The following is a 17,634-nucleotide window of genomic DNA, read 5'->3' on the forward strand; positions in this document are numbered from 1 at the left end:
AAATTAGCATTGAATACTAACTTTTCTCGAATCTCTAACAGAGCCGATCTATGATTAACACCACACACTGGGAACATCACTATTAAATGTCTCCTCTCTTGGAGGGGATTTAAGCAATACCTCCCACCTTTCGGCTGAAAAATAATACCATAGAAAAGAGCGTCTTTATAGCCCTTTAGATTCGAAAGCAAAGCTGTTTAGATTAGAGAGGAAGGGTTTAATCTGCAGAGATAGTTTCTCGCATACGCTCAATGGTTATTCCAGCACCATCGGCATCATCAAACACCGATAATTTTGTAACACTCAACTGAAGCCAATGTATACGAAATTGAGAAAAAAGAAAATCGGCACAACGATTCGCCAACGTTTCGACTAAGTTAAATCGTCGATTGCTAAAAAATTCAATTAAGCTACTTCGAACACTTGCATAATCGATAGTAGAATTAAGATCATCGGACCTACAGGCTTGTTTACTGTTGATACCCAAAACAACATCGAGAGCAATTCTCTGCGACGAGGTTTTTTCGTGTGGCAAAATACCAACCTGGGCAGATATTTTGAGGTTACGAATAAAAAGTTTATCCACCGGACTGTTTTTCTCGGATCTCTTCAAAGGTCTTACAGTCTATGCACTTACTTGCCGTAGGACGCGCTTCTAAGCGTCGAATACCAATTTCTGCACTACAATCTTCACAATACCCATACTCACCTTCTTCAATTGAATCTAAGGATTGCTCAATTTTTTTAATAAGCTTGCGTTCACGATCGCGGGTTCGTAGTTCTAAATTAAACCCTTCTTCCTGGCTAGCACGATCCAACGGATCAGCATAGACGTTCGCTTCTTCCTTTAAATGCCCCACTGTAGAATCAACCTCTTCCATAAGTTGTTTTTTCCACTGAAGCAGAATTTTACGGAAATGATGTTTCTGCTTTTCATTCATATATTCTTCACCCTTTTTAAACTTGTAAGGTGAAAAATCTACAACCGCAGTCTTCATTTTCGTAGTAGTTGCTTTTGGTACCGTCATTGCCACCTCCTCCAAGGGCCTTAAAAGTTGACACATTCTATACCAAACCATAAAACACACAAGCTAATTTTTGTTTAAAAATTAGTTCGGCCGGAACTCTTAAATATTCAATTAAGGATACTATAGGAAGACTAATCCGACCACTCACCACAAAAAACGGTGGCTGTCGGACCTGTCATGATGACCGGAGTTAAAGGACCTTGCCAATCAACGATAAGGCTTCCGCCGGGCTGATTAACAACAACACGTTCCTGCAATAAACCCGAACGCCGACCTACCGCCACTGCTGCACAAGCACCGCTACCACAAGCTAGGGTTTCTTCGGCGCCGCGCTCATATACCCGCAAGCGAATGTTTTGTGCATTAATAACTTGCATGAACCCCACATTTGTACCTTCCGGAAAACGCTCGTGAATACTTAATTGGGGACCGAGCTTCGATACTTGTAATGCATCGATAGTATTTACTGGAATTATCGCATGTGGATTTCCGATATTGACTACACCTAATTTTATCTTTTGATTATCGATTTCCAGGTCATAAAAATTGGCAGTTTTAGGTGCTATAAAGGGAATGTCGGTAGGATCGAATCGAGGCACCCCCATTTTAACGGAGACTTTATCGTTTGATTGGATTTTGAGTTCCAAAATATCATTCAGGGTAGAAACCCGGAATTCATCTCGCTCTGTAAGTTGATTGGCACGAATATATCGAGCAATACAACGAGCACCGTTTCCACACTGACTTACCTCGCTTCCGTCCGTATTAAAAATCCGGAAATGAAAATCAATGGTAGGGTCTTTAGGAAGTTCAATAACTAATAATTGATCAAACCCCACCCCTAAGCGACGATTTGCCATTTTTTGGATTTGAGAAGTCGTCATCTGAAAAGGCTGTTTCGTAGCATCTATCACCACAAAATCATTGCCTAATCCATGCATCTTCGTGAAATTAATTTTCATCGTATTAGCAATCCCCTACGAATGTGGGGCTTAGTCGATTTTGGCTACATTTCGACTGTTGGGTTGAGTCAGTTTTTTGTGGTAAATATAAAGCCCCTCGAGCTCCGCAACCAGCGAGGATTAAAAAAGCATAAATAAGGATGATTTTTTTCATAATTGATAATAATATACTATTGAATGGATACGAACAATTCTTTTGAAAGCATTACAATACCTCCCACTAAAGCGGCCGTAGGTAGTGTGATTTGGCTGCACGGGCTAGGCGCTGATGGGCATGATTTTGCTGATATTGTACCCCAGTTAGCCTTGCCACAAGATCTTCACCTTCGTTTTATATTTCCCCACGCTCCTATAAGACCAATCACAATAAATGCCATGATGCAAATGCGTGCTTGGTACGACATTTATAGTCTCACTGATTTCACACATGAAGACGAAGAAGGTATAGCTCAGACCCAACGATCCATTAATCAGTTAATCGAAAAAGAAGTTACTGAGGGTGTTCCAAGTCATCGCATCGTTCTCGCTGGGTTTTCTCAAGGTGGTGCGATGGCTCTTTATACTAGCCTTCGGTATTCAAAACCGCTCGCGGGCGTTATTGCTCTATCGACTTATCTTCCTCTCGCGGACCAATTAGCAGCAAAAGTGAGTGATGTTATTAATCAACAAATACCCATTTTTATCGCTCATGGGGACTCAGATCGCGTTCTTCCTCTCACTTTAGGAAAACAAACTTTCCAACTCTTAAATCAACTGGGTTATCCTGTGGAATGGCATGAGTATGCGATGGGTCATCAAGTATGTTATGAGGAAATTAAAGCAATTGGGAAATGGCTAACCAATCGCTTTTCTTAATCGCTCTAATTCTCCTGTGGTTCCCACATTGAAGCATTTCTCCTGATAGAGAGTTCCTCCGCTAGCGGTATGTCGAGAAATAGCCTCAGTAAATAATTGAGAGAGGGGAGGGAATCGGGTTGGCAATTAGCAAATAATTTCGGATGGAGCTTAGCAATATTCGCGTAGGTCAGTTTAGGTACATCAAAAATAACTTTGTCTTCTGGTGTCAATGCATAATCCCCTTCCGGATGGTAATCGGGATTTTCTACAAAAAGAAAAGGCACTTACGACGATAAACGGTTCGTTTCCTAATAATGGTAAGGCTTTAAAATACCACCGCCTGTTCCTAAAGGATTTGGTTCAATAAGAGTAATAATTTAAGAGTAATAAATTGTTACTCCGTAACGTTCGCCATTACCTAAGTAATCCATAATTTTATTAGTATGATGAGTAGTATGATGAGAAATATTAAATGATGAGAAATATTAATTGACCACTTCGCAAATATTCACCACGCTTAACATTTTTAAATTATGTTCTATTAACCCCCTCTCAGTACCAACGGATAATAAAGGCTTAGAAATATACTATCTGTTAAAGGTTTCAACCAAGAACCTCGGCCTGCTGCAATATCATTGCTTTCATTAATCTCTCTTTATCTAGGACTGATGCCTCTCTTCAATTCAATTCAATTCAATTCAATTCAATTGAACCACTGCTCCCTGAAGCAACGGCTTTAGTTCTTTCAACTCGGAATAGCGTCCGCACACGCTTTCCACATACCGTATCACTCTTGGAATATATTACAAATAATTTGCTTTCTGATCTCGTTCATTCAATCGAGCAAAAAGGCCAATATAATTTAAATGCCCTTGTAAACCGATCCAATCAAACCAGCGCAAAAATTGTTCTGAATTTCGATCTTTTAATACCCCTTCTTCGCAGACTTGACGATGAAACTGTAATACTCATTGCTCAACTTACTCGGACAGCCAATCGATATAACAATCTCTTAATAAAGAAAGTAAATCATAAGTTACCCCCCCCAAAGTGCATCCTGCCAGCAACAACCATTAAATTACGCGAATGCTAATCCCGATATACACATACTTTGGAGTGCGATAAAGCAGACTCAATTAACAATTGAAAAATAGTTGCTAAAATATTTTTTCTTTTAAAGACAATGAAGTTTTTAATCTTTCTAAATACCAATTGGGAAACAACCTCATTTCACGATAATAGAGATCAGACGTATACTGATGTAAAGAAAAATTTTCTATTTCTGGATAAGGATAAGATTGAATAGGTAATAAATTATTTAAAGCACCTTGATATAAGTCATTCACCGTTTCGATATTAAGAGCATCCACATACAATTCATCTCCAAAATCTGGTAACAACAAAAAACCCTTTTTGTTGTTACTACAGATGTGAGAAACATTCAAACCTAATTTTTTCAAATGGCTTGGAAATTGCAACGAAGGATTCACAAGATTCCTTGTTAGATGGCGCATCCATGATTATATAAGTTGCCTGAGGATAATACACTCGAAAATAACGACGAAAACTTGCATCGTCGGCTAAAGGAAATTCTCTGGAATGGCTTTTCCATGTGTTTATTCAACCATGCACAGAGGTCTTAAAATCGTTTGTCGGGAACACTTTCTCCCATAGTCACACTCATTTCACTATTACCATGGTCAAATGTGGTCAAATGGTACTTAAGAGGTTACCATTCTCCAACAACTTTAAAATTAGAAAGAAATTCTTACAGTGAAGTTAAGAAATTTATTTATTTTGGTTTTTTTATTATAACTTTGCTTTTTTTCAGCAACTTGGTATTGCTGAAAGTAAGCAAAGCTACCAAAATTTCTTCATCAAAACAACCTCTCGTTTCCGAAACCTTACCGGAGGGCTGGTCTCGCTATCGCTTCCAGCAACACATTTCAAATATCCTCGGATGGATTCCTACTGAGGGAATCTGCCTTTTTTGTCATGGTTATTTTAAAGAACCCCTGATGGTAAGCGAATTTCCCCACCCCGCTGCAGCGAAAAAAGAGCCCACTATAATTACTGCTAGAGGTTCTTCCACTGTAACAGCTAAGGGAATATCTATTTTGCAGAAAGACGTGGTTGTTATTCAGCCAGGTCGTATTGTCAATGCTGATAAAGCCTATATATATCGAGACGAAAAAACTGGCCAGGTTAACAAAATTGTTCTCGTTGGGCATGTTCGTTTGCGCGAAGCCGGTAAATTAATTGTTGCGGATAAAGGGAAATTAACACTTCACCCAAAGACAGCAGTCTTAAAAAATTTGGCCTATCGAAGCTATAACGATAAATCTTATATTCCGCAATTTAATCCCTTCAATGCTTGGGGAACAGCAAAACAGGCAACCCGAGATATATCCCAAGTCATGACCTTACAGCACGCTACCTACAGCACTTGTGATCCCACTAGCCCTACGTGTGGCTTAGTGCCACGACATTAGTATTAAATAAACAGACATATCGAGGAGAAGCCTACAACGCGCTATTGCGGTTTTATGGTTTTCCTGTTTTTTATTTTCCTTACTATAACTTTCCTATCAATAATTATCGAAAGACGGGATTTTTAACTCCTCGCATTGGTCTTAGCGGTAGTTCAGGCGGGCTTTTTTCTCTTCCTTTTTACTGGAACATGGCACCCAACTATGACCTTACCTTAACACCTGAACTTATAAGAAAGCGCGGTCTCGATATGCACGCACTTTTCCGCTTTTTAAGCGCTATAAATAGCGGCGGCGACATGTACGTGAGCTATCTCCCTGATGATACGCTCTTCCAGCAGTTTCGGGAAGAAACTTTAAGAAAATTTTCTAACCCTTATTATGCTAACAATCCCCGCTATGCGCCCTATCTTGATCAATTAAAAAATATGAAAAATCAGCGCAGCCTTTTTTCAATAAATGAGCATACGGCTTTAAACCCAGAATGGTCATCCAATATTATTTTAAATTACGTTACAGACCCTTATTTTTTCCAGGATTTAGGCAGCCAAATGAATGCAAGTTCCCTCTCTAATCAACTTTTAAATCGAATTGATTTGCAATATAGTGGATTACATTGGCAGTTTAATGGGATGCTTCAAGCCTATCAGACACTCCATCTAATTTCACAAATTTCGGCCCCTGTGCTTGATCAATACACTCGGCTTCCTGACTTCAATGTTGATGGCTATTATCCAGATATCACACCCCACATGGACTTTAATCTTAATGCGGAAGCAATCAATTTCAGTTATCAAAGCAATTTCACACCTGATAAACCCATCGGGCAACGTTTCCATATGCGACCCGGTTTAAGCTTTCCTTTTTATTTTGTATCTGGCTATATCAATCCTCAGATATGGGCCGATGCAATAGCCTATAATGTTGAACATTTTCAACCCGGTCAGGTACAAACTGCCGGCCGCTTATTGCCAATTTTTGATATTGATTCGGGGCTTTACTTCGATCGAGATTTTAGTCTCTGGGGACGGAACCTCACCCAAACGCTTGAGCCTCGTTTCTTTTATTTGTATGTCCCTTATCAAAATCAAGATAAATTACCTAATTTTGATACCGTCTTATTACCTTTTGCTTTTGAGCAATTATTTGTATTGAATCAATACACGGGCGACGATCGTGTGCAAAATGCTAATCAAGTAATCTTTGGGCTTACCTCTCGCATTTTTGATGGCATTACCGGGCCCCACTCTTAACCGCTAACCTCGGTTTCATGTATTTAATTAGAAACCAACGTGTTTGCCTTCCTGCAGGATGCACACCCCTTAATTTTCATTTCTCTCCCATTGTCGGCGAACTCATTTATTATCCTTTTCCTCACTGGTCCCTAACCACCAGCATGGCATGGAATCCTAACCTTCGCCAAACCAATAACTCTTCTACAGTAATAAGCTATGCTAATGAAAGACGTAAAGTCAGCCTAAGCTATATTTTCGTGCATGGTAACGGTCAATCTATTGTAAGCACCAGTATCATTAGCCCGCCCAGCAGTATTTATAGCACTAACACCAGTGTCAGTTATCTTTCGGTACAGTGGCCTCTTTCTGCCCGATGGTCTGCCAGGACCTATTGGGGCTACGATCTCACTCGTCATCATACCGACGTCGCCGCTGTTGGTGTACAATACAATACGTGTTGCTGGGCATTGAGTTTTATTACACGCCGAACTTATACAGGCTTAATCGTTGACCCAGTTAGCGGCCTTAAAAATAGTTATGATACGAGCTATTTTATTCAACTCGAGTTAAAAGGGCTGGGCGATTTTGGAAACGCTCCTATTGCAGGGCAATCGTTATTTAACACGATATATGATCTTCCTAATGATATGAGGTAAAAATAATGTTTAAAACAATAATCCATTTAATGGCAATATCCCTGCTTACAATAAGCGCCACCAGCATAGCACAACAATCTCCCCTTCCCGAACCTAACGCTACGCAGGAGGAACTGCTAGATCAAATTGCTGCAGTAGTCAATAACGAAATTATTACTCAAAGTGAATTCAATCACGCCTTAGCGGCTGCAAAACAACAATTTACTCAGCATCACATTCCTATGCTCAATGAAAAAGTATTTCGAAAACAGGTGATAGAGCAATTGATTTATCAAAAATTGCAATTACAGTTGTCTAAACGAAATAAAATCAAAGCCAGCGACGAAGAAATAAATGCAACCATCTCTAGAATAGCAGCTCAAAATCAGCTATCTGAATCAGTTCTCAAAGAAAAGCTCAATCAGCAAGGTATTTCTTATCGGGAATTTCGTAACCAAATACGGAAACAATTGCTCATTTCCAAATTGCAACAGCAAGTGATAGCGAATAATATCACTATTAGCAAATCGGACCTCGTAGCTTTTCAAAAACAACATCTAGCACAAATTGCTTCTGCTCGTTATCATGTGGCTACCATATTAATTCGGGTGCCGGAGGGTGCTACTCAAGCTCAAATCAATCATGCAAAGGGCAAAGCCTTTTTAGTTTTAAAACAACTTCGTAAAGGATTAAGTTTTGAATCCGTCATGTCTGCCCACCCAGGCAGTAGGGATCTTGGATGGAGATTAAGTAGTGATCTTCCTCAAGTCTTTGTGAACCCCATCAGCAAAATGAAACCTAACGAGCTAATGGGGCCTATACAAGCTCCCAATGGATTCCATCTCGTTAAATTACTAGGTAAAGAAAATCAAAATAGGGCTAATAATCAGAAAATTCAACAGGCCGTTTATCAGAAAAAATTTGAAAAAGCCTTGCAACAATGGTTGGGGCAATTGCGTCGTTCCTCTTACATTCGTATTTACATTAATTCCTGATGACCCCTATCGTTATTACACCCGGAGAACCTGCAGGAATTGGGCCGGATATTGTAATCCAGCTGGCGCAACATAAGCTTTCAATGCCTCTTGTTGTCATTGCCGATTACACTTTATTGATGGAAAGAGCAAAAGTGCTTGGTCTCGAAATTCCTAATAATTTAACAATACGTCATATTCCTTTGAAAGTTCGATCTATAACGGGAAAACCGACTCCCGCTAATGCACAATATGTTTTAGAAACACTTCAGGTTGCTGCGGAGGGTTGTTTAAATGGAAATTATAAAGCTCTAGTAACAGGGCCAGTAAGCAAAACAGTCATAAATGATGCCGGTATTCCTTTTACTGGTCACACTGAATGGTTAGCAGCGCACTCAAAGGTAGAACAAACTGTAATGCTCTTTGTAGCAGATACCTTAAAAGTAGCTTTATATACGACGCATGTTCCATTATCTCAAGTTTCTGCTTTAATTAAAAAATTACCCTTAGAAAAATGTATTCGCCTTCTGAACGTGGGTCTTAAAAAATATTTTTTAATTAAAAACCTACTATTGCTCTCTGTGGAGTAAACCCTCATGCAGGCGAGAATGGACATTTAGGAAAAGAGGAACTATCAACAATTATTCCTGTTGTTAGAGCTCTTAACCAAGAGGGTTTTTCACTTATAGGCCCCCTCCCAGCCGACACTGCATTCACACCTCGGATAATTGAAAGTTGTGATGCTATTTTAGCAATGTATCATGATCAAGGATTAGGACCAATTAAAGCTTTAAAATTCGGCTCTGTTGTAAACATGACACTGGGCTTGCCTTATATACGTACTTCTGTAGACCATGGAACCGCATTTGACCTCGCAGGAACCGGATTAGCCAATGAAAAAAGCTTAATTACAGCAATTAAATTAGCAGCAAAGAATGTATGAACGGATTTCATCTACCACGTAAGCGTTTTGGTCAACATTTTCTTAAAGACCCCTTTATTTTTCAGAAAATCATTGCTGCCATTCATCCTCAAAAAAAGATACAATAATAGAAATTGGACCGGTCAAGGTGCCTTAACTGATTTTTTAATCAACGAATGTGCTAAATTAATTCTGGTGGAAATCGATCGAGATCTTGCAGCTTCGTTACAAAATAAATATACTCCATCAGAAAACTTTAAGATTTATCAATTGGATGTATTACAATTTTATTTCTCGACCTTAGAAATCGAAAATAACTCACTCCGTATTATAGGTAATTTACCCTACAACATTTCGACCCCCTTACTTTTCCATTTATTTACCCAAATAGAGTTTATTCAAGATATGCATTTTATGCTTCAAAAAGAAGTTATGTTGCGATTAACGGCTCCGATAGGAAGTCCCAATTATGGTCGCTTAAGTCTCATGACTCAGTTTTTTTGCGATAATACTTCGTTGTTTAACGTTCCCCCTAACGCTTTTACTCCTTCTCCCCAGGTAGAATCAGCTTTTGTACGCTTGATTCCCCGAAAAACGGCAACCAAAACTGTAAGGGATTTTAATCAATTCAGCGCGGTTGTCAAAGAGGCGTTTACTTACCGCCGAAAAACAATCGCCAATGCGCTTAAAAAATTAATACCCAATGAAAAATGGAATATAATAGGTATTAATCCTCAATCACGCCCACAAGAACTAACGGTAGAGGATTTTATTAAAATTAGTAATTCACTCCAAGAAAGCTAGATAGCTGAATGATAAGGAATCCTATGAATTTATAAACATATACTTGGCCGCTATCGACCTTTTCTCCTCGCAGCAAACAAGTAATTCGACGTGAAGCGGAAATTACTGAACGGAATCAAGTTACGTTGAACGCCGTCCACGTAATTGAACATTCACCAGCTGCTTATGGCGGTGAATTTTCTATCGCAATTAATGTCGATCTTGAACAAACTATTGAAGCCCACGCCAGCAAAGCTCTGGCAAAATTTTGTAAAGAAGTTAACATTCTGCCTGAAAGGCAATATACCCTTTCGGGTATTTAAAACACGCTATAATGGAACTTTCTGAAAAATTAAGTATTGATTTTATTTATTGTAGGAACTCATGGACATCATGGTATCGATAAATTATTAGGCTCTCGGGCTAATGCTATTCTCCATGCGGCTAAATGTGATGTTTTTGCTTCATACTAAAGAATAGCATTAAAATTTTTAAGTAGAAAGATTTTAGAAAGATTTAAGTAAAAAGAGAAGACTAGATTAAAAATAGATGATTTATTTCGAATTTTCACGTATTATACGGTAGGATAGTTAACAGATATGCACTTATTAAGCAACTATTGCTTCAATTATCTGTCTTTGTTCCTTTTTTCCTTATTTCACCCATTTCTCTTAATTTTAATTCATTTCGTCTAACTACAAAAGGAGCTTGAAAATGAAAAAATTAATTCTATCAAGCATTATTTTTGCTCTCAGCATCTTGTCATTTTCCGGGATAGCTTTTACCAACCCCTTTACTTTAACCAACTAATAAAAAATTCTCTAAATTTAAGGGTCGAGGAGAATGCAAAACCACAAGTGATCCTAGTTTTTACAAGTATTTCACTCATCAGTGGATATTAGAGGTATCAGTCTCGAGGTATAGGTAATTACAGCCCTCAATATATCAACGATGTGTTTACAATCAATCCATGCTTAATGAAGGCTATTTTTAATAAGCAGATATACCAAAAATATGGATCACTAGTAGGACCCTCAGAATGTTCCACCGATTTATAAAGTATTGGCATGAACATTTCAGTACATGATCTCAACCCAGTTAAAAAAATTGAAGTCCCAGCGAGTTTTTAAAAATTGCTGAGACTTTTTTGTCATTAACGATAATAATTATCGAGAAAATAGCTGTTTTAATTAGCCTTTCCTTCCTTATTATTAAAAATAGAACTGCAGTTGTTAATCATTTTAATCATTCCGAATTTAAGGATTTTCCTTCTCTCTGGCGTGCTCATTACTTCTATTTAGGTGTTAGCCTAGTTTACGGGAGTACCGATTGATTGGAGCTAGTTGGTCGCCGAAGTAACAAAATATGACATGGTAATGCTTACCACTTCAACACCAATTTCTGCCGGCGATCGCAGCTTCTTATAATGGCTTCGTTTTTAGGTTATGAAATTCAGCCACATTTCGCTTTTGAACTTAATTATATCTGTTTTCATAATACCACGGTTTATTTCGAAGATGGTTGCGATCTTTCACTTACACATATAATTTTGTTGGAAAATTCATGGTTCAGTTAGGGCACTCCGGCTTTCGTGCGTTCGCCAATGCAGGATTCGCCGTTATTCATTGTCATGAATTCGCTAGTCGATAGTGGCCACATCTATCCTACCTTCAATAATGGAACGCTTAATACTGGAACTCGGATTTCAGTATTATGTGCTGAGTATGGTAAAGCTATTTTTATTCCTGATGTCAATTATGTCCCCTTTATTATTATAGGCATTGACATTGAAAAATAGCTTACCGATTTTAGGGGAACTGTTTCCAACACTCCGATTTTTTATTGCGTTGAAGATCCCTTTCTCGTACCCTACTAACTATAAATAAACAGAACTTATGGGCTAATTTCATGAATGATGAGTCGCTTGAAAACACATTGATTAAAGCTATTCTTGAAGATCTCGCTCAGAGCGACGATGGCGAAATATTCGCTTCGCAGGCTGGATATTTATTTCGTTACTCCTAATTATCTTAATTTTTGCTCCCTCAACTTCGGAATTAGAAGCCAGAAAAAGCAAAACTCCCTATGTTTCCCTAATGCGCTTAAATGGACCAATTATGTCGAATACCTCTTTTTCGGCCTATCAAATTCTGCCTAATTTAGTGAACGCGTTTGCTGATAAAAACTCCAAAGGGGTTATTTTGGTAATCAATTCCCCCGGAGGTAGTCCTGTTCAAGCTTCTACCATCCATGACAAAATTCTTGAATTAAAAAAAGAATACCATAAAAAGGTTGTGGTCCTAGGAGAAGATGAACTTGCTTCGGGTGCTTACCTAGTATCTACGGCGGCCGATAAAATCTACGTTAATAAGAATACTCTCACCGGCTCAATTGGCGTAATTATGGGAGGATTCGGATTTGTAGATACCTTAAAGAAAGTGGGAATAACGAGACGCTTATTTACAGCAGGAGCTCATAAAGATCGTTTGGATCCCTTTGAACCTTTAGATTCTCAGGATGTTATTAAAGTCAAAACGGTACTTGAACAAGTTCATCAAAATTTTATTAATACAGTTATTGTTGGTCGAGGAAGCCGATTACGGGGGAGTCGCGAGGAACTATTTTCAGGTGATTTTTGGACGGGCAAAGAAGCTACGCAACTGGGAATTGTCGATGGTACCGCCAACCTATGGACCGTGCTTGATCAGGAATTTGGAGTAAAGCATTATCGTGATTACACTGCCAAAATTCCTTTTTTTCAAGCTCTATTCCACAACACAGCTACACAACTTTATTTTCATTTAACGAACGAAATTTCGCCAATTCGCGAAGAAATTTATTAGCGTAAAGAACAAATGAGTACATATATTATTGGTGACGTTCAGGGATGCTACCGCGAATTAAAGGAATTATTAGCTCTGATCCAGTTTAATCCTTCTGAGGATCAATTAGGCTTTGTGGGCGATCTGGTTAATCGTGGTCCTCATTCCCTTGAAGTATTGCGTTTTATCAAATCTCTTTCTTCGCCATTAATAGTTCTTGGAAATCATGATTTATTTTTATTAATTCTAGGCTACGAGCTTATGCCTGAAGATTCTTATGAACATACCCTACACAACATCTTACGCGCTCCCGACAAAATGGAACTCTTAGAATGGTTACGAGGTCGCCCCTTAGTTCATTACGAAAAAAATCATTATGCTCTTTTAGTGCACGCCGGACTTCCTCCACAATGGTCTATCGAAGAAAATCTCGAGCGCGCCAATGAAGTATCGCTTACTTTACAAGGACCCTATTTTAAAGAATTTTTAAAGAATTTATTTGGAGATGAACCTTCCAATGGGATGATGACCTTAAAGGACAGGAACGACTCCGATACATCACCAATGCATTCACGCGGATGCGTTTTTGTGACGAAAAGGGGGGCTGGATTTAAAAGCAAGCGGTAAGACAAGCACAAACAGAGAACACTTCCAACCGTGGTTCGATTGGCGCCACCATGAAAAAGAAAGAGTTGATATCTTATTCGGCCATTGGGCTGCACTTAACGGCCAATGCGATGCACCCTACTGCCACGCATTGGACACCGGCTGCACATGGGGTCACCAACTTACCGCATTAAACCTTGAAACCAAACAACGTTTCGCCATTCCTTGTCGTTCTTCTCTTCAGATGTGATGTAATGCAATGCTACCGTTGACAATAAAACGGACTGGCATTATTACATACCCAATTAGGCACATTAAAATGAATGTAGTTACCTTTACCGAGCTCAGGGCACAACTTAAAGAAATTCTGGATCTTTTTCTGATTAACATGAGCCCATCATTTAAACGGTCCTTATTTACTTAGTAATGAAGCAACGCCGCTCATCTTCGTGAATCTATTCGCAGTTTAAGACAAGGTAAAATCAAAAAAAAGAAATTAATGTATGATTGATACTAATCACTTTTACTACTGAAGCCTGGGAAGATTATTTATATTGTCAGAAACTCGATAAAAAAATGCTTCGGTGAATAATGAACTCCTTAAAGAAACTCTGCGTGAGCCCTTTTCAGGAAAAGGAAAACCGGAACCTCTTAAATTTGAACTGCAAGGATATTGGTCAAAGAGCATCGATTAATTTACAAAATTTTACATGATTCATTAATTATATTTCTCTAAGATTTCATTACAATTAAATTTATCCCGTTATGTTTTAGTGATCCTTATTTTTCGCTTTAATTCCAAAAAGCTAAAGGCATACAGATTATTTTCATTCGGTCCATGCTTTATTTTAGAGACCACGATCCATTCGTCGGCATTCCACAATGGGAAATAGGTGTCACCATCAAACGAATGCTCGATAATTGTTAGAATCATTTTATGAGCTTTGGGTAACGTTTCCTTGAAAAGACATCCGCCACCAATAATCATAACCTCAGACTCATCCGCCAAAGCATTTAAGGCCTCATCAACCGAAGAAAAAATTTCACATCCTTCAATTCTTAAACCTGGCTGTCGAGAAATCACAATATTACGGCGGCGAGATAAGGGTTTTCCGATGCTTTCAAAAGTTTTCCGTCCCATAATAATGGGTTTTCCAAAAGTAACCGATTTAAAATGAGCTAAATCAGCAGGTAAATTCCAAGGCAACTGATTTCGCTGACCGATGAGGCGGTTTTTGTCCATGGCAACAACGAGAGTGATGAACACTATTCTTCACCTATTTTCCGTAAAATTTCACACCAATTTCAATTTGTGACTGCCCATTTTTAAGCTGCCAACGATTCGTATCACGCAAAGAACACACACAACCGCAATATTCCTGTTGATAAAATTGTTCTAGTTTGGAAATTTCAATCATTTGCTGCGAACCGCCCTCTTTACGCCAATTGAATGTCCAGTAGATCATGTCAGGATATTTAGCCGCTGCACGAACGCCGCAATCATTTATTTGCTCCATATTTTCCATCGAGAAATGCCCAACGTACTCGATATCATCTTAAAATTATTTTCATACGCATAAAGTGCCGTTCGTTCAAATCGCATGTCAAAGCACATCGTGCATCGTATCCCACCCTCCGGCTCATATTCCATGCCTTTGGATCTCGCCATCCAATTATTCTCTCAGTCATAATTCTCTCAGTCATAATTCTCTCAGTCATAATCTCTGCGTCGACAAGGAATCTCCAATTTTTCAGTGAAACGAATATTTTCCTCTTTTCGAATAAAATACTCTTTTTCTGGATAAATATTAAGGTTATAAAAAAAGACTTTAAAATCAATACCCGATTCAACTAACCGCTTGACAATCGCTCCTACACAAAGCGTACAGTAAAGAAAGAATGCAACAATAATTTATCGGCACTGTTGGGCAACTTAAACTCCTTCTACATCATATTCCCCCATTCCAGGCAAAAAATATTCTTAAATTACACTGATTTGATTTTAATTTCACCTATTGAAGTTGATGTCAACCAAAACTTCTCATTGAATAGCAGAAAAGAACCCGCTCGTAATAGATTAGGTACAATCGCTTGCTGCAATCACTTCCTGCAGGAGAGTGGAGTTTGTTGGTAGATCATGTTCCAACTAATAGCTTGATATTCAAGATTCATCAGCAGTATATTCCTCTTGGGAGAAGAAAATGGTGGGAGTTACAAAAAACAAAATGTGTATTCACGCCACCGTATCCGGTAAAGTACAAGGTTCTTTTCCACGACACCACCCGCTAAAAAGCAGAAGAAGAGTTGGAGCTAACTGGCTTGGTAAAAAACCTTTCTAAAACCTTTCTATTTCTAATTAATAGAGATGTGGAATTAGTAGCCTGTGGAGAGCGAGATTATATTATAGTTCTTACCGAAGAATGGCTATGAGGCGGACTCCCTTCTGCCTCTGTAAGCAATGTTCATTAGGAAAAAATTACTTGGAAAAATCATTTGGATTTTAATGTAAGATGACTTACATAATCACTTAAATCTTCAAAGATCGGTATTCCCTTCAATCCTTTATTACGATCAATAGTTTTTCTACCATTTCCTGTCTTCACTAATACAGATCGACATCCAGCCTTTTGGGCAGCCTGAATATCACGCAGACTATCTCCTACTAACGTGGCATCTGGAAAAGCTTTGGGGAAGTCCTGAGCAATAGCATATAACAATCCGGAATTTGGTTTTCGGCAGACGCAATTAGCTTCAGGCGTATGAGGGCAGAAATAAATCTGCTCTATGTGCCTCCCACTTTCGCCAATTCTTCTCTCATTTTTTGATGAATGGCTTTCAACGTTTCTAGAGAATAATAACCATGAGCAACGCCGGATTGATTGGTCGCTACTACAATTATGTAGCCTAATTTAGTTAAACATGCAATGGCAGAAAGACTGCCTGGAATAGGGATCCATTCATCCGGAGTTTTAATATAATTTTCTGAATCGTAATTAATAACGCCATCACGGTCTAAGATGATAAGTTTTTTTGCATTTTTCATTTTATCATTTTTCATTTTATATTTAATTAGAATATTATTTTTATCCCCAAATGGTTTCGCCTGGAATTAACTCTTTTCTATAAGCATTGATAAAATCTCGAGCTGATTGAATTCTTTTTCCGGGCAACTGTAACTGATGAAGACGTAAAACACCATCGCCGGTAGCCACATCCAATCTATTTTTATCTAATAGGATCAAACTCCCTGCTCTTAATTGAGTTTTTCCTGCGAGAACTTCTGCCTGCCAAATTCGAATCAGTTGATGCTTAAAATAAGTAAAGGTGACGGGAGCAGGATTAAATGCGCGCACTTTTCGTCCTAAATTAACAGCAGGTTGATGCCAATTCAACTCGGTATTTTTTTTCTGGATTTTTAGGGCTAGGTAGCCCGGCTCGCATCTTGTTTTTTTACATGAATAGTCCTTGACTCGATTTTATCTAAGGTCTCGATTAATAGGTCAGCACCTAGAGACGAAAGTCGCTCATAGAGACCACCGGCGGTATCTTCTTCCCCAATGGGACAAGATTTCTGAGTTAAAATATCACCGGTATCTAATCCCTCATCCATTTGCATAATCGTTACGCCTGTTTCTTGATCTCCCGCTAGAATAGCGTGCTGAATAGGCGCAGCTCCTCGCCATCGAGGCAGGAGAGAAGCATGAACATTGATCCCACCTAATCTATGAGCAACTAGGACGCTTCTAGGCAACAATAATCCATAAGCTACAACCACCATAATATCAGCTTTTAAAGCTGTTATTTTTTGTTCTTCTTCCCCTCGTAAAGAGAGTGGCTGGCGAACAGTTATTTTTTGAGACAGAGCTAAAGTTTTAACGGGGCTTTCTGTCATTTTCCGACCACGGCCTGCTGGTCGATCAGGTTGCGTATAAACGGCGATTACCTGATGCTTGGATTTAATCAGTGCTCGGAGCGTCGGCACAGCAAATTGAGGCGTTCCAGCAAAGATGACATTAAGAGACATGTGTTAGCCTTTTCATACACCAGAATCCAGGGGTTTTTCTTAAGTTTGCCATTATCCCGGTATTGCAGAAAGTTACCGAAATGGGATAGCATGCTTCTCCCATGCCGCTTACCGTTGACGAAGAACTTTACCAGTATCTTGCCTTTTTTGTACGAAGAAAACACTCAATCCATTGAAAAAGATTTAGAATGGGCATTTGAACCTAATCATTATATTTTGACACCGAATCAAGCTAATTATCCCCTCTTAATTAAAACAAATATCCAATTTTCCTCCCATCCTGTATATTATCGATAATCCTCATATTTTGAATGCCC

General features: G+C 38.7%; 15 protein-coding genes and 9 pseudogenes. 15 read left to right on the plus strand and 9 right to left on the minus strand.

What is annotated here, in order from left to right; genetic code table 11:
* Window positions 1-217: 217 nt before the first annotated feature.
* From folB to dapF, 3 genes are all read right to left on the minus strand, one after another.
* The gene (gene folB, locus B1F79_RS05000) at window positions 218-586 is read right to left on the minus strand and encodes a dihydroneopterin aldolase (protein WP_251366238.1); all 369 of its coding nucleotides are present in this window, start codon (window positions 584-586) and stop codon (window positions 218-220) included.
* Window positions 579-1,028, minus strand: coding sequence for an RNA polymerase-binding protein DksA (gene dksA / locus B1F79_RS05005; protein WP_251366239.1), 450 nt, complete (start codon window positions 1,026-1,028; stop codon window positions 579-581). The genes folB and dksA overlap by 8 nt, the downstream gene beginning before the upstream one ends.
* A 131-nt stretch (window positions 1,029-1,159) precedes the next feature.
* Window positions 1,160-1,990 (minus strand): diaminopimelate epimerase, encoded by an 831-nt coding sequence (gene dapF / locus B1F79_RS05010; RefSeq protein ID WP_251366240.1) that lies wholly within the window; start codon window positions 1,988-1,990, stop codon window positions 1,160-1,162.
* 177 nt (window positions 1,991-2,167) lie between these two features.
* Here dapF and B1F79_RS05015 point away from each other — a divergent pair, with 177 nt between their 5' ends.
* Window positions 2,168-2,845 (plus strand): alpha/beta hydrolase, encoded by a 678-nt coding sequence (locus B1F79_RS05015; RefSeq protein ID WP_251366241.1) that lies wholly within the window; start codon window positions 2,168-2,170, stop codon window positions 2,843-2,845.
* Window positions 2,846-2,850: 5 nt separating this feature from the next.
* Here B1F79_RS05015 and B1F79_RS05020 read toward each other — a convergent pair whose 3' ends face one another.
* Both B1F79_RS05020 and B1F79_RS05025 read right to left on the minus strand, forming a co-directional pair.
* On the minus strand, window positions 2,851-3,111 hold the full coding sequence (locus tag B1F79_RS05020; protein ID WP_251366242.1) for a hypothetical protein: 261 nt from the start codon (window positions 3,109-3,111) through the stop codon (window positions 2,851-2,853).
* An 873-nt stretch (window positions 3,112-3,984) separates the two neighbouring features.
* On the minus strand, window positions 3,985-4,317 hold the full coding sequence (locus B1F79_RS05025; RefSeq protein WP_251366243.1) for a hypothetical protein: 333 nt from the start codon (window positions 4,315-4,317) through the stop codon (window positions 3,985-3,987).
* A gap of 351 nt (window positions 4,318-4,668) precedes the next feature.
* Between B1F79_RS05025 and B1F79_RS05030 the strand changes: the two genes are divergently transcribed.
* The 12 genes and pseudogenes from B1F79_RS05030 (at window position 4,669) to B1F79_RS06645 (ending at window position 14,046) form a co-directional block, all read left to right on the plus strand.
* Entirely contained in the window at window positions 4,669-5,319 is a 651-nt protein-coding gene (locus B1F79_RS05030; protein WP_251366244.1) for a hypothetical protein, read from the plus strand.
* Window positions 5,295-6,569 (plus strand): LPS-assembly protein LptD, encoded by a 1,275-nt coding sequence (locus B1F79_RS06640; RefSeq protein WP_251366245.1) that lies wholly within the window; start codon window positions 5,295-5,297, stop codon window positions 6,567-6,569. The genes B1F79_RS05030 and B1F79_RS06640 overlap by 25 nt, the downstream gene beginning before the upstream one ends.
* Before the next feature lie 17 nt (window positions 6,570-6,586).
* Window positions 6,587-7,207, plus strand: a complete 621-nt coding sequence (gene lptD, locus B1F79_RS05040) for an LPS assembly protein LptD (protein WP_251366246.1) — start codon at window positions 6,587-6,589, stop codon at window positions 7,205-7,207.
* A gap of 5 nt (window positions 7,208-7,212) precedes the next feature.
* Window positions 7,213-8,181, plus strand: coding sequence for a SurA N-terminal domain-containing protein (locus B1F79_RS05045; RefSeq protein ID WP_285896414.1), 969 nt, complete (start codon window positions 7,213-7,215; stop codon window positions 8,179-8,181).
* A gap of 119 nt (window positions 8,182-8,300) precedes the next feature.
* Window positions 8,301-9,103, plus strand: a pseudogene (gene pdxA / locus B1F79_RS05050) (4-hydroxythreonine-4-phosphate dehydrogenase PdxA).
* Window positions 9,100-9,886 (plus strand): annotated as a pseudogene (rsmA, locus tag B1F79_RS05055) (16S rRNA (adenine(1518)-N(6)/adenine(1519)-N(6))-dimethyltransferase RsmA). The pseudogenes pdxA and rsmA overlap by 4 nt, the downstream one beginning before the upstream one ends.
* A gap of 125 nt (window positions 9,887-10,011) precedes the next feature.
* Window positions 10,012-10,188, plus strand: a complete 177-nt coding sequence (locus B1F79_RS05060; RefSeq protein WP_251366248.1) for an adenine nucleotide alpha hydrolase family protein — start codon at window positions 10,012-10,014, stop codon at window positions 10,186-10,188.
* A gap of 36 nt (window positions 10,189-10,224) precedes the next feature.
* On the plus strand, window positions 10,225-10,338 hold the full coding sequence (locus B1F79_RS05065; protein ID WP_251366249.1) for a universal stress protein: 114 nt from the start codon (window positions 10,225-10,227) through the stop codon (window positions 10,336-10,338).
* Between the two features lie 1,118 nt (window positions 10,339-11,456).
* The gene (locus tag B1F79_RS05070) at window positions 11,457-11,663 is read left to right on the plus strand and encodes a hypothetical protein (RefSeq protein WP_251366250.1); all 207 of its coding nucleotides are present in this window, start codon (window positions 11,457-11,459) and stop codon (window positions 11,661-11,663) included.
* A 110-nt stretch (window positions 11,664-11,773) separates the two neighbouring features.
* A pseudogene (locus B1F79_RS05075) lies at window positions 11,774-12,708 on the plus strand (S49 family peptidase).
* Between the two features lie 12 nt (window positions 12,709-12,720).
* A pseudogene (locus B1F79_RS05080) lies at window positions 12,721-13,543 on the plus strand (symmetrical bis(5'-nucleosyl)-tetraphosphatase).
* A 260-nt stretch (window positions 13,544-13,803) separates the two neighbouring features.
* Window positions 13,804-14,046 (plus strand): annotated as a pseudogene (locus B1F79_RS06645) (Txe/YoeB family addiction module toxin).
* 10 nt (window positions 14,047-14,056) lie between these two features.
* Here B1F79_RS06645 and B1F79_RS05090 read toward each other — a convergent pair.
* Window positions 14,057-14,560 carry a dihydrofolate reductase gene (locus tag B1F79_RS05090; protein ID WP_251366251.1) on the minus strand — a complete coding sequence of 168 codons (504 nt, stop codon included), beginning with the start codon at window positions 14,558-14,560 and terminating at the stop codon, window positions 14,057-14,059.
* Between the two features lie 10 nt (window positions 14,561-14,570).
* A pseudogene (locus B1F79_RS05095) lies at window positions 14,571-15,205 on the minus strand (epoxyqueuosine reductase QueH).
* A 289-nt stretch (window positions 15,206-15,494) separates the two neighbouring features.
* Between B1F79_RS05095 and B1F79_RS05100 the strand changes: the two are divergent.
* A pseudogene (locus B1F79_RS05100) lies at window positions 15,495-15,762 on the plus strand (acylphosphatase).
* 20 nt (window positions 15,763-15,782) lie between these two features.
* Here the strand turns inward: B1F79_RS05100 and gmhB are convergent.
* Both gmhB and fmt read right to left on the minus strand, forming a co-directional pair.
* A pseudogene (gene gmhB / locus B1F79_RS05105) lies at window positions 15,783-16,351 on the minus strand (D-glycero-beta-D-manno-heptose 1,7-bisphosphate 7-phosphatase).
* 25 nt (window positions 16,352-16,376) lie between these two features.
* Window positions 16,377-17,317 (minus strand): annotated as a pseudogene (gene fmt / locus B1F79_RS05115) (methionyl-tRNA formyltransferase).
* Window positions 17,318-17,407: 90 nt separating this feature from the next.
* Here fmt and B1F79_RS05120 point away from each other — a divergent pair.
* The gene (locus B1F79_RS05120) at window positions 17,408-17,614 is read left to right on the plus strand and encodes a hypothetical protein (RefSeq protein ID WP_251366253.1); all 207 of its coding nucleotides are present in this window, start codon (window positions 17,408-17,410) and stop codon (window positions 17,612-17,614) included.
* Window positions 17,615-17,634 lie beyond the last annotated feature (20 nt).

The organism is Coxiella-like endosymbiont of Rhipicephalus sanguineus (assembly GCF_018687865.1).